This is a genomic window from Kitasatospora sp. NPDC059827 (assembly GCF_042731675.1).
Taxonomy (GTDB): Bacteria; Actinomycetota; Actinomycetes; order Streptomycetales; family Streptomycetaceae; genus Kitasatospora.
Genome location: NZ_JBHWIV010000048.1, coordinates 16,615 through 34,729 on the forward strand (window position 1 = coordinate 16,615; position 18,115 = coordinate 34,729).

18 protein-coding genes are annotated in these 18,115 nt (G+C 72.5%); 5 read left to right on the forward strand and 13 right to left on the reverse strand.

Translation table 11 applies throughout. From position 1 onward, the window contains the following. Nucleotides 1-17: 17 nt before the first annotated feature. The 4 genes from ACFV8H_RS26585 to ACFV8H_RS26600 form a co-directional block, all read right to left on the reverse strand. On the reverse strand, nt 18-887 hold the full coding sequence (locus tag ACFV8H_RS26585; protein WP_380404527.1) for an ABC transporter permease: 870 nt from the start codon (nt 885-887) through the stop codon (nt 18-20). Continuing rightward, nucleotides 847-1,779 carry an ATP-binding cassette domain-containing protein gene (locus ACFV8H_RS26590; RefSeq protein ID WP_380404530.1) on the reverse strand — a complete coding sequence of 311 codons (933 nt, stop codon included), beginning with the start codon at nt 1,777-1,779 and terminating at the stop codon, nt 847-849. Before ACFV8H_RS26590 ends, ACFV8H_RS26585 begins: the two co-directional genes overlap by 41 nt. Further along, nucleotides 1,776-2,258, reverse strand: coding sequence for a MarR family winged helix-turn-helix transcriptional regulator (locus ACFV8H_RS26595; protein WP_380404533.1), 483 nt, complete (start codon nt 2,256-2,258; stop codon nt 1,776-1,778). The genes ACFV8H_RS26590 and ACFV8H_RS26595 overlap by 4 nt, the downstream gene beginning before the upstream one ends. 201 nt (nt 2,259-2,459) lie before the next feature. Next, complete coding sequence (locus ACFV8H_RS26600; protein WP_375893810.1) at nt 2,460-2,663, reverse strand: cold-shock protein; 204 nt, start codon at nt 2,661-2,663, stop codon at nt 2,460-2,462. Nucleotides 2,664-3,055: 392 nt separating this feature from the next. Here ACFV8H_RS26600 and ACFV8H_RS26605 point away from each other — a divergent pair, with 392 nt between their 5' ends. Both ACFV8H_RS26605 and ACFV8H_RS26610 read left to right on the forward strand, forming a co-directional pair. Next, on the forward strand, nt 3,056-3,286 hold the full coding sequence (locus ACFV8H_RS26605; RefSeq protein ID WP_380404536.1) for a hypothetical protein: 231 nt from the start codon (nt 3,056-3,058) through the stop codon (nt 3,284-3,286). Nucleotides 3,287-3,502: 216 nt separating this feature from the next. Next, on the forward strand, nt 3,503-3,835 hold the full coding sequence (locus ACFV8H_RS26610; RefSeq protein WP_375893805.1) for an ArsR/SmtB family transcription factor: 333 nt from the start codon (nt 3,503-3,505) through the stop codon (nt 3,833-3,835). Between the two features lie 70 nt (nt 3,836-3,905). Here the strand turns inward: ACFV8H_RS26610 and ACFV8H_RS26615 are convergent, their stop codons facing one another. After that, nucleotides 3,906-4,580, reverse strand: a complete 675-nt coding sequence (locus ACFV8H_RS26615) for a Type 1 glutamine amidotransferase-like domain-containing protein (RefSeq protein ID WP_380404539.1) — start codon at nt 4,578-4,580, stop codon at nt 3,906-3,908. Between the two features lie 262 nt (nt 4,581-4,842). Here ACFV8H_RS26615 and ACFV8H_RS26620 point away from each other — a divergent pair, with 262 nt between their 5' ends. Further along, the gene (locus tag ACFV8H_RS26620; RefSeq protein WP_380404637.1) at nt 4,843-6,915 is read left to right on the forward strand and encodes a HelD family protein; all 2,073 of its coding nucleotides are present in this window, start codon (nt 4,843-4,845) and stop codon (nt 6,913-6,915) included. 40 nt (nt 6,916-6,955) lie between these two features. Here ACFV8H_RS26620 and ACFV8H_RS26625 read toward each other — a convergent pair whose 3' ends face one another. The 8 genes from ACFV8H_RS26625 to ACFV8H_RS26660 all read right to left on the reverse strand — a co-directional run bounded on the left by ACFV8H_RS26625 (nt 6,956) and on the right by ACFV8H_RS26660 (nt 16,378). Then, nucleotides 6,956-8,299 carry an MFS transporter gene (locus ACFV8H_RS26625; protein WP_380404542.1) on the reverse strand — a complete coding sequence of 448 codons (1,344 nt, stop codon included), beginning with the start codon at nt 8,297-8,299 and terminating at the stop codon, nt 6,956-6,958. Beyond that, nucleotides 8,296-8,907, reverse strand: coding sequence for a winged helix-turn-helix domain-containing protein (locus ACFV8H_RS26630; RefSeq protein ID WP_380404544.1), 612 nt, complete (start codon nt 8,905-8,907; stop codon nt 8,296-8,298). Before ACFV8H_RS26630 ends, ACFV8H_RS26625 begins: the two co-directional genes overlap by 4 nt. 120 nt (nt 8,908-9,027) lie before the next feature. After that, on the reverse strand, nt 9,028-10,224 hold the full coding sequence (locus ACFV8H_RS26635) for a hypothetical protein (RefSeq protein ID WP_380404546.1): 1,197 nt from the start codon (nt 10,222-10,224) through the stop codon (nt 9,028-9,030). Nucleotides 10,225-10,442: 218 nt separating this feature from the next. Next, the gene (locus ACFV8H_RS26640) at nt 10,443-11,210 is read right to left on the reverse strand and encodes a 3-oxoacyl-ACP reductase (protein ID WP_375893790.1); all 768 of its coding nucleotides are present in this window, start codon (nt 11,208-11,210) and stop codon (nt 10,443-10,445) included. Nucleotides 11,211-11,215: 5 nt separating this feature from the next. Next, nucleotides 11,216-12,589, reverse strand: a complete 1,374-nt coding sequence (locus ACFV8H_RS26645) for an aldehyde dehydrogenase family protein (protein ID WP_380404549.1) — start codon at nt 12,587-12,589, stop codon at nt 11,216-11,218. After that, nucleotides 12,586-13,371: a gamma-glutamyl-gamma-aminobutyrate hydrolase family protein gene (locus ACFV8H_RS26650; protein WP_380404552.1), complete on the reverse strand. Its 786-nt coding sequence runs from the start codon at nt 13,369-13,371 to the stop codon at nt 12,586-12,588. Before ACFV8H_RS26650 ends, ACFV8H_RS26645 begins: the two co-directional genes overlap by 4 nt. Further along, nucleotides 13,368-14,726 carry a glutamine synthetase family protein gene (locus ACFV8H_RS26655; RefSeq protein WP_375893782.1) on the reverse strand — a complete coding sequence of 453 codons (1,359 nt, stop codon included), beginning with the start codon at nt 14,724-14,726 and terminating at the stop codon, nt 13,368-13,370. The genes ACFV8H_RS26650 and ACFV8H_RS26655 overlap by 4 nt, the downstream gene beginning before the upstream one ends. Then, entirely contained in the window at nt 14,723-16,378 is a 1,656-nt protein-coding gene (locus ACFV8H_RS26660; protein WP_380404555.1) for an amino acid permease, read from the reverse strand. Before ACFV8H_RS26660 ends, ACFV8H_RS26655 begins: the two co-directional genes overlap by 4 nt. Nucleotides 16,379-16,639: 261 nt before the next feature. Here ACFV8H_RS26660 and ACFV8H_RS26665 point away from each other — a divergent pair, with 261 nt between their 5' ends. Beyond that, nucleotides 16,640-17,389: a FadR/GntR family transcriptional regulator gene (locus ACFV8H_RS26665; protein WP_380404557.1), complete on the forward strand. Its 750-nt coding sequence runs from the start codon at nt 16,640-16,642 to the stop codon at nt 17,387-17,389. Nucleotides 17,390-17,439: 50 nt separating this feature from the next. Beyond that, on the forward strand, nt 17,440-18,108 hold the full coding sequence (locus ACFV8H_RS26670; RefSeq protein ID WP_380404560.1) for a hypothetical protein: 669 nt from the start codon (nt 17,440-17,442) through the stop codon (nt 18,106-18,108). Nucleotides 18,109-18,115: the final 7 nt, after the last annotated feature.

Consider the following 18,115-nt stretch of genomic DNA (forward strand, 5'->3'; position numbering starts at 1 on the left):
GCGCCGGGGCGGGCGCCTCAGCGGGCCAGGCGGGCCAGGAGGGTGGAGGCGGCGGCGATGCCGGCTGCGGTGGCGGCGGCCAGGACGGCGAAGTCCAGGGGGAGGTGGGAGGGGGTGCCGATGAGGAGGCCGCGGAGGGCGTCGACCTGGTAGCTGAGCGGGTTGGCCTTGCTGACGGCCTGCAGCCAGCCGGGCATCAGGTCGACCGGGTAGAGGGCGTTGGAGCCGAAGAACAGCGGCATGGTGATGGCCTGGCCGATGCCCATCAAGCGGTCGCGGGTGAGGACGATCCCGGCGATGGCCATCGAGAGGCAGGAGAAGAACGCCGAGCCGAGCAGCACCGCGACGACCACGCCGAGCAGGCGCAGCGGGTTCCAGGTCATGGCGACGCCGAGGGCGGCGGCGATCAGGACCACGACGACGGCTTGCAGGACGGCTTTGACGCCGGCGGCGAAGGCCTTGCCGGTGACCAGGGCGGCGCGCGGGGTGGGGGTGACCAGGAGTTTGGTGAGGACGCCGGAGTCCCGCTCCCAGATGATCATGATGCCGTAGAAGATCGCGATGAACATCGCGGACTGGGCGATGATGCCCGGGGCCAGGTAATCGAGGTAGGGGATGCCGCCGGTGGGGATGGCCTTGAGGCGGGTGAAGGTCTCGCCGAAGATCAGCAGCCAGAGTGCCGGCTGGACGGCGCGGGTGTAGAGCTCGGTGCGGTCGTGGCGCAGCTTCTGGAGTTCCACCGCGCACATCGCGCCGACCCGGGCGGGCACCAGGCGCCAGCCGGTGCGGGCGCGCGGGGGCACCAGCAGCAGGCTCAGGTCCGGGACACCGGCGGGGGTGGGGGGCTCAGCCGACGCGGCTGGCGGTGCGGCGGGTGCGGCGGACATCGCCGAAGTCTCCTTCCGTGGCGTCGGCCAGGTCACGGCCGGCGAAGTGGCGGAACACGTCGTCGAGGGTGGGTTCGTCGCCGCCGGGGAGGGCGTCGCGGATGCTCTCCTTGAGCTCGGCGGGGGTGCCCAGGGCCCGGATGCGGCCGCGGTCCATCAGGGCGATGCGGTCGCAGTGGCGCTCGGCCTCGTCCATGTAGTGGGTGGTGACCAGGACGGTCATGCCGGTGGCCCGGCGCACCGCGTCCACGCGCTCCCACACGCCGGTGCGGGCGATCGGGTCCAGGCCGATGGTGGGCTCGTCCAGGACGAGCAGGCGCGGGGCGCTGACCAGGGCCTGGGCGAGTTCGAGGCGGCGCACCATGCCACCGGAGTAGGTACCGGCCATCCGGTCGGCGGCGTCGGTGAGGTCGACGGCGGCCAGCGCCTGGGCGACGCGGCGGGCCCGCTCCGTCCGGGGGACGTCGAAGACCCGGGCGAACAGGGCGACGTTCTCCCGCCCGGTCAGCCCCGCGTCGGCGGACAACTGCTGCGGCACGTAGCCGAGCAGGCGCCGTACCTCCATGGGGCGGCGGGCGGCATCGTGGCCGAAGACGCGCACCATGCCGGGGCCCGCGGGCAGCAGGGTGGTGATCGCGCGGGTGGTGGTGGTCTTGCCCGCACCGTTGGGGCCGAGGAGGCCGAAGACCTCACCGGTCCGTACGGTCAGGTCGATGCCGTCCACCGCGCGGGTGGTCTTGCCACGGCCGTGGGTGAAGCTGTACTCCAGGCCACGGCACACCACGGCCTCCGCCGCTCCTGGCGTTCCCGGTACTCCCGGTGTTTCTGGTGTTTCTGGTGTTTCTGGCGTTTCTGGCGTTTCTGGGGTTCCTGCTGGTTCCGGTTCGGTCATCGCGGGTCCTCCTCGGGCAGGTCGCGCAGCCCCTGGGTGAGGGAGCGCAGCGCGGGCAGGGCAGCGGCCAGCGCGGCCCGTTCGGGGCCGGGCAGGCCCGCGACCAGCTCGCCGGTCAGTGCCCGGCGCCGCTCGCGCCAGGCCTCGATGCGCTGGTGGGCGGCCTCGGTGGCGTACAGCAGGGCGGCCCGGCGGTCGGCGGGGTCCACCTCGCGGCGCAGCATGCCCTGGGCGACGAGCTGGTTGACGAGGGTGGAGACCGAGTTGCCGGCCAGGCACAGTTCCTCGGCGGCGGCGGAGACCCGCAGGCCTGGGGTGTCCATCACCAGGTGCAGCAGTTCGACCTGGGCTCCGCGCAGGCGGGGCTGGTCCAGACCCTGGCGCAGGCGGCGGCGCAGCATCCGCTGGATGCCGGTGAGGAGGGCGGAGAACTCGTCGGCGAGGGCGCCGTCGGGCGGGTGGGCGGGTCCTGTCTCCATACTCCGATTTTAGCTCTCAGTGAGAGGTATCTGTCGAGAGGGCGGACGGGGGCGGACGGAGGCGGACGCAGGGGCGCGGTGAGGTGCGGGCGGCGGGCGGCGGGCGACAGGCGACAGGCGACAGGCGCAGCAAAAGGCCCCGCACCGGCGCTTGCTCGCCGGTACGGGGCCTGCGTGCGGGGCCTACGTGGGCCCGCCTGGTCAGATCGCGCGGACCTGCTCGGCCTGCGGGCCCTTCTGGCCCTGCGTGACCTCGAACTCGACCGGCTGGTTCTCCTCCAGGTTGCGGTAGCCGCTGCCCTGAATCGCGGAGAAGTGGACGAACACGTCCGGGCCGCCGTCGTCCTGGGCGATGAACCCGTAGCCCTTCTCCCCGTTGAACCACTTCACAGTACCCGTGGCCATGCCGATCTCCCTTCGGGACGAAGGGGTGCGCGCTGCTGCGCACCCCTCACGGTGGTCGCGTCCAGGAACAGTGCGTTCAGCAGTACCGCGGACAGCGAATTTCAATGATCATGCTACCGACCGGTCGCCGTCCACATCCGGCTTTCGCCCAGATCCGGCCACTTCCAACCCGCCCACCCCGGCCAGGCGTTCGCGCATCGGCACCGCAGCACCGGGCGCCGGGCCGGCCCGCCCCCGCCTCCACCTGCCTGCACCCGCCCGCTCCTTGCTCAGGATTCGCTCAGATACCGGACCATCCCGGACGTTCCGTGCAAGGATCTTCACAGTTCCCGGAAGGGGCCGCCGCCATCGGCCGGGCCCGACCCGGGACCGGAACAAGGGGGAACGAGAACATGGGCACCGTCGTCCTGCTCCTCGCCGCACTGGTCGCCACCATCATCGGCACCACCGTCTTCCTGATCCGCCGGGAGAGGGCCCGCGGCACACACTCCGACGACGCGGGGCTGCTGGTCGAGTTGGAACGCACCCGCCAGGCCACCCACCTGCGCAGCACCTACTCCAGCCGCGCCGTCCACCACGGCACAGGCATGGCCTCGGACGACCTCCACAAGTACTACTCCTAGCCCGGTCCCGACCGGCCGGCCCCAGGCACGCCCGGGCGGAACGTGCGCATCCGGTGCTCGACCTGTGGTGCGGAGGTGTTGCAGCGGGCGTGGCGGGGTCCCGTCCCGTAGTAGCGTCTGCCATGAAGTCGCGCACGGTGCGCGGTGGTTGACGGGGGTTCGAATCGGGACGGGGGCCAGGCGTGGGAAGAGGTGGTGGGTGTGGGACGGGCACGCGTGACGGCGCGAGTGATCGTGCACCCCGGCGTGGAGGACGTCAACGTCCAGCAGGTGTTGGAGGCCCTCGCCGACCCGGCGAGGCGCAAAGTGGTGCACACCCTCGCCCACTCGGGCGCTGATCTGAGCTGCGGCTCCTTCGACCTACCCGTCGGACGCTCCACCTCCAGCCACCACTTCTCCGTCCTGCGCGCGGCCGGAGTGGTACGGCAGTACTACGTCGGCACCACCAAGATGAACACCCTCCGCACCGAGGAACTCGAACAACGCTTCCCCGGCCTCCTCACCGCAGTCATCGCGGCCGCCGACACCGAAGCCCACGACATTCCCTGACATCCCCTGACCTCCGGCCTCCGGCCCCGGCACACTCGGGCCGGGGGCCGGAGGTCAGCGCGGGCCGAGCTCAGCCGGACGCCTCCGGGTCGAACAACTTCCAGTGCCCCTCGGAGACGACCTCGATACCGCCGTCCGCCACCTTGACGGCGGTCTGCGGATCGATGGCGTACGCCCGGCCGTCGATCCCGGCGGCCCACCGCTCCGCCTCGGCCATGCTGAACTCCGGACCGCTGTCGAGGTGCGGAAAGATCGAGAAATCCACGACCCCCAACGCACTGTCCCCACCGGTGGGCGGCGTCCAGCCGACGAAGTACTCCCCGACACGCGGAGTCAGGGCCATGCTCCCTGCACTGAGCCCCACATACACCGTGTCGCGCAGCGAGGGGAGGAGATCTGCCAGTCCGGACTCCCGCATCCAGTGGCACAGGTACAGCGCGTCGCCGCCGTTGACGAGGAGGGCGTCCGCCTCGCGAACCCAGGAAACCCAGCGTTCCGGGTCGATGCCGGGCAGGGCGGTGAGCTCCAGTACGCCCACCGACTTCCACCCCAACTCGGTCATGGGATTGGGGGACTGCCCGCTGATGAAACGCCATGGCCCGTGCGGATCCCCGTACGGGCCCCCGTATCCGGCGGTGGGGATGCAGAGGGCGTCCGCCTCGGCGATCGGTTTGCCCAGGAGGTCGACCAGGGCCGCGCGAATGCTCGCGTTCCTGACCCCGGAGTCGGTGAGGAGAAGCTTCATCATGCCACTCTAGAAAAGTAGTTCGGCCGAGGAGGAGCCGGGGTCGGGAGCGTGGCGGCGCCCCCGGCGGTGAGCTCGCTGATGCCGAGGACTCCCCGAATTCCCCTTTTCCAGGTGCGTAATTGGCGATTGACAAAGTGATGGAATTCAGTCACAGGGACATGTCTGCGCCGTACAAGTCAAGACTTACCTTCGAGGAAATCCGACCGTATGGTATGGCTCGAATCGAAGGAGCTCCCTGTTGCCGAAGTTGTCGAAGACGATGAATGACCCCACCACGCTCGCAGTTGACGCGGAGCGGGATTATGTGTCCTCCCTGTACGAGTTCCTCGCCGGGCGCCTTTCCGAGGCGCGGGCGCAGCGGGCGCGTGTGCTGAATGCCCCGGCGGACAGCGCCGGTGAGGCGTACGAGCGGGACATCGCCGCCGAGCGGCTGGCCAAGGAGATCGGCCGGCTGGAGGGCGCCGAAAGGGGGCTGGTCTTCGGGCGGATCGACTGGGCGGACGGCACGGCCCTGCGCATCGGGCGGATCGGGCTGCACACGGAGGAGGACGAGCTGCCCCTGCTCGTGGACTGGCGCGCGAACGCGGCGCGGCCCTTCTACGAGGCGACGCCGGTCCACCCGATGGGCCTGCGGCGACGCCGGCACCTGCGTCTGGAGGAGCGCACGGTCGTCTCGGTGAACGACGAACTGCTGGACGGGAGCACCCCGACCGACGAGGACGTCGTGGGCGACGGCCCGTTGACGGAGGCCCTGTCGGCACGGCGTACGGGCCGGATGCACGCGGCCGTCGCGACGCTGCAGGCCGAGCAGGACGAGATCGTCCGTTCCGCCCACCGCGGGGTGACCGTGGTGCAGGGCGGGCCCGGCACCGGCAAGACGGTGGTCGCCCTGCACCGGGCGGCCTATGTCCTGTACGCGTTCCCGCGGGCCGCGGAGGAGGGTGTCCTGGTGCTGGGCCCGAACGCCCGGTTCCTCGACTACATCTCCCAGGTCCTTCCCTCCCTCGGCGAGAACGACGTCGTCCTGGCGACCTGCCGGGAGCTGGCCGGGGTGCCCACGGACGCGGTGGACCGGTTCGACACCGCGCGCATCAAGGGCGGCACCGACCTCGCCGACGCCCTGGCCGGCCTGCTGCGCGCCCGCCAGGCCCCCGCCGGCGACTTCACGGTGCGGGTCGGACGGGAGGTGGTCCACCTGTCCGCCGAGGAGGTCGCCACGGCGCGCGACGCCGCCGTCGCGGCCGTACCGGGGCACAACCCCGCGCGCCGGGTGTTCACGGAGCTCCTGGTCGACGCCGTCACCGACGCGATGCAACGGGACATGGGTGACCTCCTGGAGCAGATCGACGCCGATGCCGCCGCGATGACGGGCCTGGACCTCGACAAGTTCACGGGGGCGGGCCGGAACCGTGCCGAGGGTGCGGCCGAGCCCGGTCCGGCCCACGAACTGGACCTGGACGCCGTCCGGGCCGATCTCCTCGACGACGCCGGTGTGGACCGGGCGGTCGAGGTGCTGTGGCCGCGGCTGGTCCCCGGTGACCTCGTGAACGCGCTCCTGACGGACGCCGACGCGCTCGCCGAGCACCTGCCCCACCTCACCGCGCCCGAGCGGTCCCTCCTGCTGCGCGACCCGGACGGCCCGTGGACCGACGCCGATGTGCCGTTGCTGGACGAGGCCGCGAGCCTGGTCGACGGCCCGCCCGAGCGGACGTACGGGCACGTCGTCGTCGACGAGGCGCAGGAACTGACCGCCATGCAGTGGCGGATGATCGTCCGCCGCTGCCCGGCACGGGCGATGACGCTGGTGGGCGACTTCGCCCAGGCGGGCCCGGTCGCGACGGCGCGCGACTGGAAGGAGGCGCTGAGCCCCCACGTCGGACCGCGGTTCAAGCTGCACGATCTGACCGTCAGTTACCGCACCACCCAGGAGATCCTGGAGAGCGTCCGGGACCTGCTGGCCCGGATCGCCCCGGACCAGCGGCCCACCCGCTCACTGCGCAGCGGTGCGCTCCCCCGCACCGTGACCGCGCCGCCGGACGAGCTGGTCACCGCCGTCGTCCAGGAGCTCCGCGCCCAGGGCGCCGCGCACCCGGGCGAGCTCCTGGGAGTGGTCTGCGCGGACGCCAGGGTGGGCGAGCTGACGGCCCGGGGAGTCGCCGACCACGCGCGGATCGTGCCGGCGTCCGAGGCACGCGGCCTGGAGTTCGACGGGGTCGTCGTGCTGCACCCCGAGGAGATCGTCACGGCCCGCCCCGGCGGGGAGCGGGACTTGTACGTGGCCCTGACCCGGGCCACCAAGCGCCTCTGCACGGTCACCGTCCGGCCCGCCTGACGGCTACGCCCCCGTTGCCGCCGCGGGCTCGGCGGCCGCCCTAACCCTGGCGGGCCGGGGTGGGCAGGTCGCGGAGTCGGCGGATCGGGGAGGGCAGGAGCCAGAGGACGGAGGTGAGGGCTCCGATGGCGGCCACCCACAGGGTGGGGCGCAGGCCGATGGTGGCGGCGAGGGCACCGCCGACGAGGGAGCCGAGGGGCCGGGTACCGAAGTTGACGCAGCGGTAGGCGCCGAAGACGCGGGAGCGCAGGTTGTCCGGGATGATCGCGGCGAAGATGGAGGCCCCGGCGACGTCCAGCCACATCACTCCGAGACCGGCGCCGAACTCGGCCGCGAAGAGAAGCGCGAGGACGACGGGGGTGGTCCCGTGCGCGGCGGGGATCAGCAGCAGGGAGGCGGGGTAGAGGGCGGTGCCGAGGATGAAGGTCGGCCCGACGCCTATGCGCCTGGTGACGGCGGTGGCGCAGAGGGCCCCCAGGAGTCCGCCGACGGCCCCGGCACCCAGCACCGCGCCGAGCAGGCCGGGGTCGAGGCGCAGCACGGTGGTGGCGTACAGCACGAGCAGGGCGGTCAGCATGAAGGTGAAGAAGTTGGCGGTGGCGGTGGCGGCGAGCGAGGCGCGCATCATCGGCGAACCGAGCATGAACCGTGCGCCTTCGGCGAGTTGGCCCCGGGCCTTGCGTTCCGCCGGGGGTTCGACGGGGGCGATGCGGGACAGGGCGAAGGCCGAGGCGGCGTAGGAGAGCGCGTCGGCCAGCAGGGCGAGCGGGGCGGAGAGGACCTGCACCAGCACTCCGCCGATGCTCGGCCCGGCCACCTGGGCCATGGCGCGGCTGCCGCTGACCAGCGAGTGCCCCTCGACGTACCGGTCGGGCGGGACGAGGGCGTTGAACAGCGGTGCGTCGCAGACGTCGAAGAGGACCGAGAGGGTCCCGGCCGTCAGGGCCACCGCGTACAGCTGGGCGAGCGTGAGCGCGTCGAAGGCGTAGGCCAATGGGATGGTGGCGACCAGGGCGAACCGGCCGAGGTCGGCGGCGATCATGACCCGGCGGCGGTGGCTGCGGCGGTCGGCCCAGACGCCCGCGTGGAGCGCGAAGAGCAGGTTGGGCAGCCAGGTCGCGGCGGCGAGGTAGCCCATCTGGAGGGCGTCGGCGTGCACGGCGAGGACCGCGACGAGCGGTATCGCGAGGGAGGAGATCTGGTCGCCGAGGCCGGAGATCGTCTGACCGGTCCAGTAGCGGCGGAAGGCCGGTTCCCGGAGCAGGCCCGGCAACCAGCGCATCCGCGTCCCGGCCGGAGTCCGGTCCGGCGCCGACCGGTCGGGGGCGGGCCGGTCAGGGGCGGGCCGGTCGGGGGCGGGTGTGTCGGGGGCGGGCGCGGTCACGGGGTCGGCTCCTGGTCGCTCCGGCCGTCGGCGCGGGTGGGGAAGGCCAGTTGCAGCACGGTGACCGGCCGGGAGCCCTCGGGGCGCTTGCCCGCGTCGTCGAGCCGTTCCAGGTAGGGCCGCATCACGTCCTGGATCCGCCCGCCCAACTCCTCCAGCTCGGCTGCCGTCAGGTAGAGGAGGGTGTCGCCGAACTGCGCGGCCTGCCGCCACTCGGCCGGTTCCTGGGACTGCCCCTGGACCCAGTGTGTGGTGAGCTCGAAGTAGCGCTCGGCGATGGCCAGTTGGAGCGCCTCCGTGGCGGCGGCCGCCGCCGGGTCCGCGATGGCGCCGGAGTCCCAGCTGGTGAACATGGCGGTGGCCTGCCACGGCTTCTCCCGCCCCCGCCCGCCTCCGGCCTCCTCCACCAGGCCGTACTTCGCCAGCTGGCGCAGGTGGAAGGAGCAGCTCGCGACGCTCTCGCCGGTGGCTTCGGCGGCCTGGGTGGCCGTCATCGGGCCGTCCCGGCGCAGCAGGCCGACCAGCACCAGCCGGGTCGGGTGGGCGTAGGCGCGCAGGGCGCGGGGGTCGGTGAGGCGGATGGAACGCGGTGAGCTCTCCTCGGGCATGCATGTAAAGCTATCTTTAGAAAGAACTCTTTACAAGGGCCGGGGCCGGAGGCTGCACGCCCCCGGCCCCAGGCCCTGACCCTCGTCCCCGCCCCCCGACGGCTGCTACGGCTGCTACGGTTACGGCCGCCAGATCACCGCCGCGCGCGTCGAACCGGTCGACGCCGAGGAGCCGATCCGGACCCCGACGGCCAGGCCGGCGTTGTTGACGGCCACGGGGTAGGAGTAGCCCTCCGGCGCCACGTTCAGTTCCGTCAGGGCCCCGTCGGCGCCCCAGCGGAGGGCGTGGCGCTCCTGCGCCTGCGGCACCTTCGTCCCGGTGTACCCGACGGAGACGCCGGCGTCGTTGACGGCGACGGCCGTCGTGTACTCGTACTCGGCGCCGATCGTCGTGGCGGTGCCGGCCGGGCTCCAGCTCGTGGCGGTGTAGTCGATGCCGTCCGCCCCGCCCTGCTTGCCGACGACGGTGCCGCCGGCGTTGAGGGCCGTCGCCGTGGAGTGCCAACCCAGGTCCGTGACGGTGCCGTCGGTGTTCCAGGTCATGGAGCGCCACTGGTCGTTCGCGGCGCCGGTCGGCGTGCCCTTCCCGAGCACGGTGCCGGCGTCGTTGATCTGGACGACCCAGACACCGCGGTAGGCCGAGGCCGGGTCGAGCGCGGTGGGGGCGCCGTCCGGGCTCCACTTCACGGGGTGGGCGACGCCGGAGGCCGAGTAGGACAGACCGGCCACCGCGCCCGAGGCGTTGACCGAGACGGCGGTGCTGTTGACGTCACCGCTCAGCGGGGCGAGCGGGACGGCCCGGCCGTCCGGGCCCCACTTCACCGCGTGGGAGGCCGCGCCGGCCGCGGAGTGCCCGACCGCCGTACCGGTGCGGCTCATCGCGTAGATGTAGCCCCAACCGCCGGCGTCCGCGGGCAGCAGCGGCAGTGCGGAGACCGTGCCGTCGGGGGCCCAGCGCACCGTGCGGTTCCCCGAGTAGCCGACGGCGGCACCGTCGGCGGCGACGGCCACGGCGCGGCCGCTCGGGTCCCCGGGCAGCAGGGGGAGTGTCGTGGCACTGAGGTCCGCGTTCCAACGGACCGGAAGGTCCTGGTTCTGCGGATCGGTGACGTAGCCGACGATCACCCCGTTGTCGTTGACAGCGGCGGGATCGCTCCCGACGGCGCCGGGCGGCAGGGGCAGGTCGACGGCCACGCCGGCCGCCGGATCGGTGTCGGCCGTCGCGCTGCCGGCCGTACCCAGCGCGAGGGCGCCGACGGTGGCCAGGGCGACGGTGGTGGCGGCTGCGGACCGCAGGGCTCGGATGCCGATGCTCATGACGTGCGTTCCTCGTCTCGTGGACTTCCGCGGAATGGCACTGTGCTGATGCTGTGTCATGTTTCGCATGGAGAGTTCCCGTGCGCCACACCGTTCGGCGCACGGGAACTTCACCCAGTCTTCACGATTCGCGGCACGGGCGCAGCGGAATCCGGAGCCCGGGGTCCGGGGTCCTGAGCCCGGCCCCCGGGGTCCGGGGTCCCGAGGGCGGCGCCCGGCTACTGCGGGGTCACGTAGGCGCCGGAGATGCCGCCGTCGACGAGGAAGGTGTTGGCGGTCATGAACGAGGAGTCGTCGGAGGCGAGGAAGGCCACCGCGGCGGCGATCTCCTCGGGCTCGGCGAAGCGGCCCAACGGGATGTGCACCAGGCGGCGGGCCGCGCGCTCCGGGTCCTTGGCGAAGAGCTCCTGGAGCAGCGGGGTGTTCACCGGGCCGGGGCACAGGGCGTTGACCCGGATGCCCTCGCGGGCGAACTGCACGCCCAGCTCGCGCGACATCGCCAGCACGCCGCCCTTGGAGGCGCTGTAGGAGATCTGCGAGGTGGCCGCGCCCATCACGGCGACGAACGACGCCGTGTTGATGATCGAGCCCTTGCCCTGGCGCTGCATGTGCGGGATCGCGTACTTGCAGCACAGGTAGACGCTGGTGAGGTTGACCTCCTGGACGCGCTTCCAGGCCTCCAGGCCGGTGGTGAGGATGGAGTCGTCGTCCGGCGGGGAGATGCCCGCGTTGTTGAAGGTGATGTCGAGGCGGCCGTACTCGTCGACGGTCCGCTGGAAGAGGTCGCGCACCGCGGCCTCGTCGGTGACGTCGGCCTGGATGAACAGGCCACCGACCTCGTTCGCGGCCTTGGCGCCGGTCTCGGCGTCGAGGTCGACGCAGACCACCTTCGCGCCCTCGGCGGCGAAGCGGCGGGCGGTCGCCAGGCCGATGCCGCTGCCGGCGCCGGTGATCACGGCCACGCGGCCGTCGAGTCGCTGGGTCATGGTGATCATTCCTCCGTGGAGATGAAGACGTTCTTGGTCTGGGTGAAGGCGTCGAGGGCGTCCGGGCCGAGCTCGCGGCCGAGGCCGGACTGCTTGAAGCCGCCGAACGGCGTGGTGTAGCGCACCGAGGAGTGCGAGTTGACGGAGAGGTTGCCGGCCTCGACGCCGCGCGAGACGCGCAGCGCGCGGCCGAGGTCCCTGGTCCAGATGGAGCCGGACAGGCCGTACTCGGTGGCGTTGGCGATCCGCAGCGCGTCCTCCTCGTCGCGGAACGGGACGACGGCGACGACCGGGCCGAAGATCTCCTCGGTGAAGGCACGGTCGTCGTGCCGCACGGGCGCGAGGACGGTCGGCGGGTACCAGAAGCCGGGCCCGTCGGGGGCGCTGCCGCGGAAGGCGACGGCCGAGGCGTCCGGGACGTACGAGGCGACCCGCTCGCGGTGGGCGGCCGAGATCAGCGGACCCATCTCGGTCTTCTCGTCGGCCGGGTCGCCGACCCGCACACCGCGCACGGCCGGCTCCAGGAGCGCCATGAAGTCGTCGAAGGCGGAGGCCTCGACGAGGATCCGGGAGCGGGCGCAGCAGTCCTGGCCGGCGTTGTCGAAGACGGCGTAGGGCGCGGTCGCGGCGGCCTTGGCGAGGTCGGCGTCGGCGAAGACGATGTTGGCGCTCTTGCCGCCGAGTTCGAGGGTGACGGGCTTCACCTGGGCGGCGCAGCCCGCCATGATCTCCTTGCCGACCCCGGTCGAGCCGGTGAAGACGACCTTGCGCACGTCGGGGTGGGTGACGAAGCGCCCGCCGACGACCGGTCCGCGGCCGGGCAGGACCTGGAGCACGCCCTCGGGGATCCCGGCCGCCAGGGCGAGTTCGGCCAGGCGCAGCGCGGTGAGCGGGGTGAGCTCGGCCGGTTTGACGATGACGGTGTTGCCGGCGGCGAGCGCCGGGGCGAGGGCCCAGGCGGCGATCGGCATCGGGAAGTTCCAGGGCACGATGACCCCGACGACGCCGATCGGTTCCTGGAAGGTGACGTCGATGCCGCCGGCGACGGGGATCTGCCGGCCGAACAGCCGCTCGGGGGCGGCGGCGTAGTACTCGATGACGTCCCGCGCGTTGCCCGCCTCCCAGCGGGCGTTGCCGATGGTGTGGCCGGCGTTGGCGACCTCCAGGGCGGCGAGGTGCTCGCGGTCGGCGTCGACGGCGGCGGCGAAGGCGCGCAGCAGCCGGGCGCGGTCGGCGGGGGCCACCCGGCGCCAGGTGTCGAAGGCGGCGCGGGCGCGGGCGACGGCGGCGTCGGTCTCGGCGAGGCCGGCCAGTTCGACGGTGGTGATCACCTCCTCGGTGGCGGGGTTGACGACCTCGAAGAGGTCCGGTTCGGTCATCGGGCGGTCTCCCTCTGGCTGGTGCCTCGGCCGGCGGGCGGGCTGCCGGTCCGGCCGGCGGTCCGACCGGTGGTCCGGTCGGCTGTCCGGCTGGCGTTGATGAAGGTGTGGAACAGGCGCAGGTCGTCGGGGTCGGTCTCCGGGTGCCACTGGACGCCCAGGGCGAAGCGGTGGCCGGTCAGTTCGAGCGCCTCGACCGTTCCATCGGCACTGTGCGCGGTGACCTGGAGCCCGCTGCCGATCCGGTCGACGGCCTGGTGGTGGTAGCAGGAGACCTCGGTGGCGGGCCCCAGCACGGCGGCGAGCCGACTGCCGTCGACGACGTCGACCCGGTGGCGGACGAAGCGGGCGGGGACGCGCTGGTGGCTGTCGTCGGGCAGGTGCTGGACGAGGGTGCCGCCGAGTTCGACGTTGAGCAGCTGCATGCCGCGGCAGACCCCGAGCACCGGCAGGTCCCGGGCGAGGGCGGCGCGCAGCAGCCGGGTCTCCCAGTCGTCGCGGGCGTGGTGGGGCGCGCCGGTGCGCGGATCGGGGGCCGCCGCGTAGCGGGCCGGGTCGACGTCCGGTCCACCGGCGAGGACGAGTCCGTCGAGGGCGTCGAGCAGGTGGCCGGCCCCGCCGGGCTGGGGCGGCAGCAGCACCGGGATGCCGCCCGCGCGGACGACGCTGTCGACGTACGTCTGGGGAACGAGCGAGGCGCGCTGGTTCCAGACCGACCAGGCGGCGGCGTCCTGGTAGCTGCTGATGCCGATGAGGGGCGGTCGGCGGTCCTCGTGGGTCACAGCCGCTCGAATCCGCGGCGCCGCTCCCAGTCGGTCACCGCCCTTTGGTAGGAGGCGAGTTCGGTCCGCCCGGCGTGGGTGTAGTGCCGGACGACGTCCTTCCCGAAGGCCTCGGTGGCGACGGCGCTGCGCTCGAAGGCGTCGACCGCGTCGCGCAGGGTGGCGGGCACCCGGGGCGCGTCGGAGGCGTAGGCGTTGCCGGTGAACTCCGGCTGGAGTTCGAGCTGTTGCTCGACGCCGTGCAGTCCGGCGGCGATCAGGGCCGCGACCGCGAGGTAGGGGTTGACGTCCCCGCCGGGGACGCGGTTCTCGAAGCGCAGCGACTGCCCGTGCCCGACCACGCGCAGGGCGCAGGTGCGGTTGTCGCGGCCCCAGGCGATGGCGGTGGGCGCGAAGCTGCCGGGAACGTAGCGCTTGTAGGAGTTGACGGTGGGGGCGAACAGCAGGGCGAAGTCGGCGAGACAGGCGAGCTGGCCGGCGAGGAAGTGCTCCATGGTGCGGGAGAAGCCGTACGGGCGGTCGCCGGCGAACACCGGGGCGCCCTGCTCGTCGCGCAGGCTCAGGTGGATGTGGCAGGAGTTGCCCTCGCGTTCGTCGTACTTCGCCATGAACGTGAGGCTGCAGCCCTCCTGGGCGGCGATCTCCTTGGCGCCGGTCTTGTAGACGGCGTGGTTGTCGCAGGTGGTGAGGGCGTCGGCGTACTTGAAGGCGATCTCGTGCTGGCCGAGGTTGCACTCGCCCTTGGCGGACTCGACGGTGAGGCCGGCGCCGGCCATGCCGTTGCGCAGGCGGCGCAGGAGCGGCTCGATGCGCCCGGTGCCGAGGATCGAGTAGTCGACGTTGTACTGGTTGGCCGGGGTGAGCCGGGTGTAGTCCTTGTCCCAGGCCTGTTCGTAGCTGTCCCGGAAGACGATGAACTCCAGCTCGGTGGCGGCCTGGGCCTGCCAGCCGTAGCCGGCCAGGCGGTCGAGCTGGCGCTGGAGGACCTGGCGCGGGGAGACGGCGACCGGGGTACCGTCGTGCTGGACGACGTCGCACTGGACCATGACGGTGGCCGGGTGCCAGGGGACGGACCGCAGGGTGGCGAGGTCGGGGCGCAGCGTCAGGTCGCCGTAGCCGTTCTCCCAGGAGGAGACCTCGTAGCCGTCGACGGTGTTCATGTCGACGTCGACGGCCAGCAGGTAGCCGCAGCCCTCCGCGGCGCCGGTCACGACGTCGTCGAGGAAGTACTGGGCGGCGACGCGCTTGCCCTGGAGGCGGCCCTGCATGTCGGTCATGGCGAGCACGACGGTGTCGACGGACCCGTCGGCGACGAGGGTGCGCAGCTCGTCGAGGGTGAGCCGGGGGGTGGTCATCGGGTCTCCTGTTCGGTGTCCCGGGTGTCGGGGGCGGACGGGGTGCCGTGGACGTGCGGTGTGTCGAGGACGTGCTTGGTGCCGAGGCCGGACAGCGCGGACGATGTGCCGAGATCGGACATCGCGGACGGCGCAGCGCCGACGTGCGGCCCGGTGAACCAGTTCCGGGCGGAGGCGAGCCACCAGATGCCCGCGAAGCCGACCACGACGGCCACGGCGACCGGGGTGTAGTTGAAGCTGTCGACGGTGATCGGGCTGGCGGTGGGCAGCATGAACAGGACGGTGATCACCGCCGTCCAGACGACGGCGACGACGCCGATCGGCCGGCTCCAGCGGCCCAGGTGCCAGGGGCCGCGCGGGAAGTCCTCGCCCTGGCGCAGCCGCAGGTACACCGGGATGACGTAGGAGATGTAGAGGCCGATCACGGAGATCGAGGTCACGGCCGTGTAGGCGGTGTTGTTCCAGAGCGCGGGCAGTCCGAGCAGCAGGGCGCCGCCGGTGGCCAGCCAGACCGCGTTGGTCGGGGTCTGGGTGCGCGGGGAGATGCGGTGCCAGAGCCGGGAGCCGGGCAGCGCGCCGTCGCGGGAGAAGGCGTAGATCATGCGGGAGTTGGCGGTGACGGAGGCCATGCCGCAGAAGAACTGGGCGCCGATGACGATGAGCAGCAGGAACTGGGCGCCGCCGGAGCCGATCGCGTCGATGAAGATCTGCGCGGGCGGGACCTGGGTGTCGCTGTTGAGCGCGCCGTCGTAGTCGCGGATCGCGAAGGTGATGCCGAGCAGCAGGATCCAGCCCGCCACCAGGGAGACGGTGATCGCGTTGACGATGCCGCGCGGCCCGGAGCGGGCGGCGTCCTGGGTCTCCTCGGTCATGTGCGCGGAGGCGTCGTAGCCGGTGAGGGTGTACTGGGCCATCAGCAGGCCGAGCATCGCGACGTAGAACTGGTTGTGGAAGCCGGTCCGGTTGACGAACTCGGTGAGCACGAAGGAGGCGGAGGCGTGCCGCTCGGGGAGCAGCGCGAGCGCGCCGACGATGATCGCGACGCCGACCAGGTGCCACCACACGGAGACGCTGTTGAGGACGGCGACCAGGCGCACCCCGAAGGTGTTGAGCAGGCCGTGCGCCAGCAGGATGACCGCGAAGATCTCCATGGTGTGCGCGGGGGTGGCCGCGACGCCGAAGCGCAGTTCGAGGAACGCGTTGGTGAAGAAGGCGGCGCCGTAGTCGACGCTGGCGGTCACCGCGACCTGGCCGAGGAAGTTGAACCAGCCGGTGAACCAGCTCCAGGCCGGGCCGCTGCCACGGCTGCGGGTCAGCTTCGCGGACCAGTAGTAGAGCCCGCCGGCCGTCGGGTAGCTGGAGCAGATCTCGGCCATCGCGAGTCCGACGCAGAGCGTCAGCAGGCCGACCACCGGCCAGCCCCAGATGATCAGGGCCGGGCCGCCGGTCTTCATCCCCGTCCCGTAGAGGGTCAGGCAGCCGGACAGCACCGAGACGATGGAGAAGGAGACGGCGAAGTTGGAGAAGCCCGACATCGAGCGGGCCAGCTCCTGGGTGTAGCCCAGCTCGCGGAGGCGTTGTTCGTCGGCGGAGACCGGGGATCCCTCGGCGGAAGCGAGGGATTCGCCAGCGGAAACGGGGGAGGAATCCACCGGAAACACGGCGGGGCCAGGGTGGTCGGGTGAGCGTGCGTCGGTCATGGGCACCCCTGGGGGTTGAGGGTGTGCCGGGGTGCGCGCGGCCACGGCGGCGTGGCGCACCCGCCCCGGCGGGTTCGACGGTCGGACGGCTCTTCAATGGTCTAAAGTCAGACCATTGGGTGGGTGAGCAGCATCGTTCCGGCTGGACGGTGGCCGCGTCAAGGGCGGGACGGGAACGAGTGCGGGAGATCCGATCGCAGGTACGATTCCGGCGTGGACGTGGACGTAACACGTGAGCAGGCACGGCTCGACTGGGAGGCCGGGGCGATCTTCCGCCCGATCCGGACCGGCAACGCCTTCGAGGAGACCGTCGAACGACTGCTCCAGGCGATCAAGCTCGGCGTCTTCCGCCCCGGCGACCGGCTTCCCGCCGAACGCGACCTCGCCGCCCGGCTCGGCGTCAGCCGCGAGACCCTGCGCGAGGCCCTCCGCACGCTCCAGCAGGCCGACTGCGTCGAACCCCGCCGCGGCCGCTACGGCGGCACCTTCGTCACCTACCGGATGCCCGAACCGGACGTCGCCGACCTGCGCCGCGCCGCCCGCGACCTCGGCGGCGCCCTGGAGGACGCCCTGACCTACCGGCAGGTCCTGGAGGTCGGCGCCGCCGAGGCCGCCGCCCGGCGCCCCCTCTCCCCCGAACAGCGCGCCCACCTGGAGGACCGGCTCACCGAGCTGGACGCGGCCCCCGCCGAGCAGTACCGCCAGCTGGACTCCCGCTTCCACCTCGCCATCGGCGAACTCACCGGCTCCCCCGCCCTCGCCGCGGCCATCGCCGAGGCCAGGATGCGCCTCAACGACCTGCTCAACGCCATCCCCATGCTGGACCGCAACATCGAGCACGCCGCCGAACAGCACCGGGCCATGGTCCACGCCATCCTCACCGGCGACGGCCCCGCCGCCCGCCGCGCCACCGAGGAACACCTCGCCGCAACGGCCTCCCTCCTCCGCGCCTTCCTGGCCTGACACCACCCCCGGACCGATCGGCCGCCCGGACCGGTCCCTATCATGTGATCATGATGCTTGGGGTGGGTGTGCGCGGCGTGAAGGCCGCGTCGGTGGTCGGGACTTCGGTGCTGCTGGTGGGGGCGCTGGCAGGCTGCGGAGACGGATCCCGCTCCCCCGCAGGCGCTTCGGCGGCGAGCAGCAGTTCTGCCAGTGCGGCGCCCGGCTCGCTGCGGCTGACCGCCCCCGATTCCCTCCCCGGCGGCTACCGGGCGAAGGGCCCCGCCGACGTCCGGGAGAGCGATCCGGCGAGCCCGCAACCGCAGCCGACCGGCTACAAGAGCTTCGACGGAGCCCTGGTCGCCAGGTACACGACCGACACCGGTGGAGTCATGATGATCGGCGGCGCCTGGGGCACCGTCTCGGACCCGGGTGCCGTGGTGGCGTCGGCGGTCGCCGCGACCCAGGGCCCGCGGGGCAACTGGTCGGTCCCGCAGTCCGACGTCGACGCCCTGGACCCGCACGACCCGCACGGCCGACTCACCTGCGGAGCGTGGACGGAGTCGCTGCTGACCACACCCATGTGCTTCTGGGCCGACCACAGCACCGCCGGCTCCGTGAGCTTCACACCCTCGCCCCAGGGCAGCCCGGCCACCCTCGACCAGACCACCGCCGCCGAACACACCCGCCGCATCCGCGACGCGATGACGGCCCCGACGGGTGTCGGTGCTGATCATTAGGCTTCCG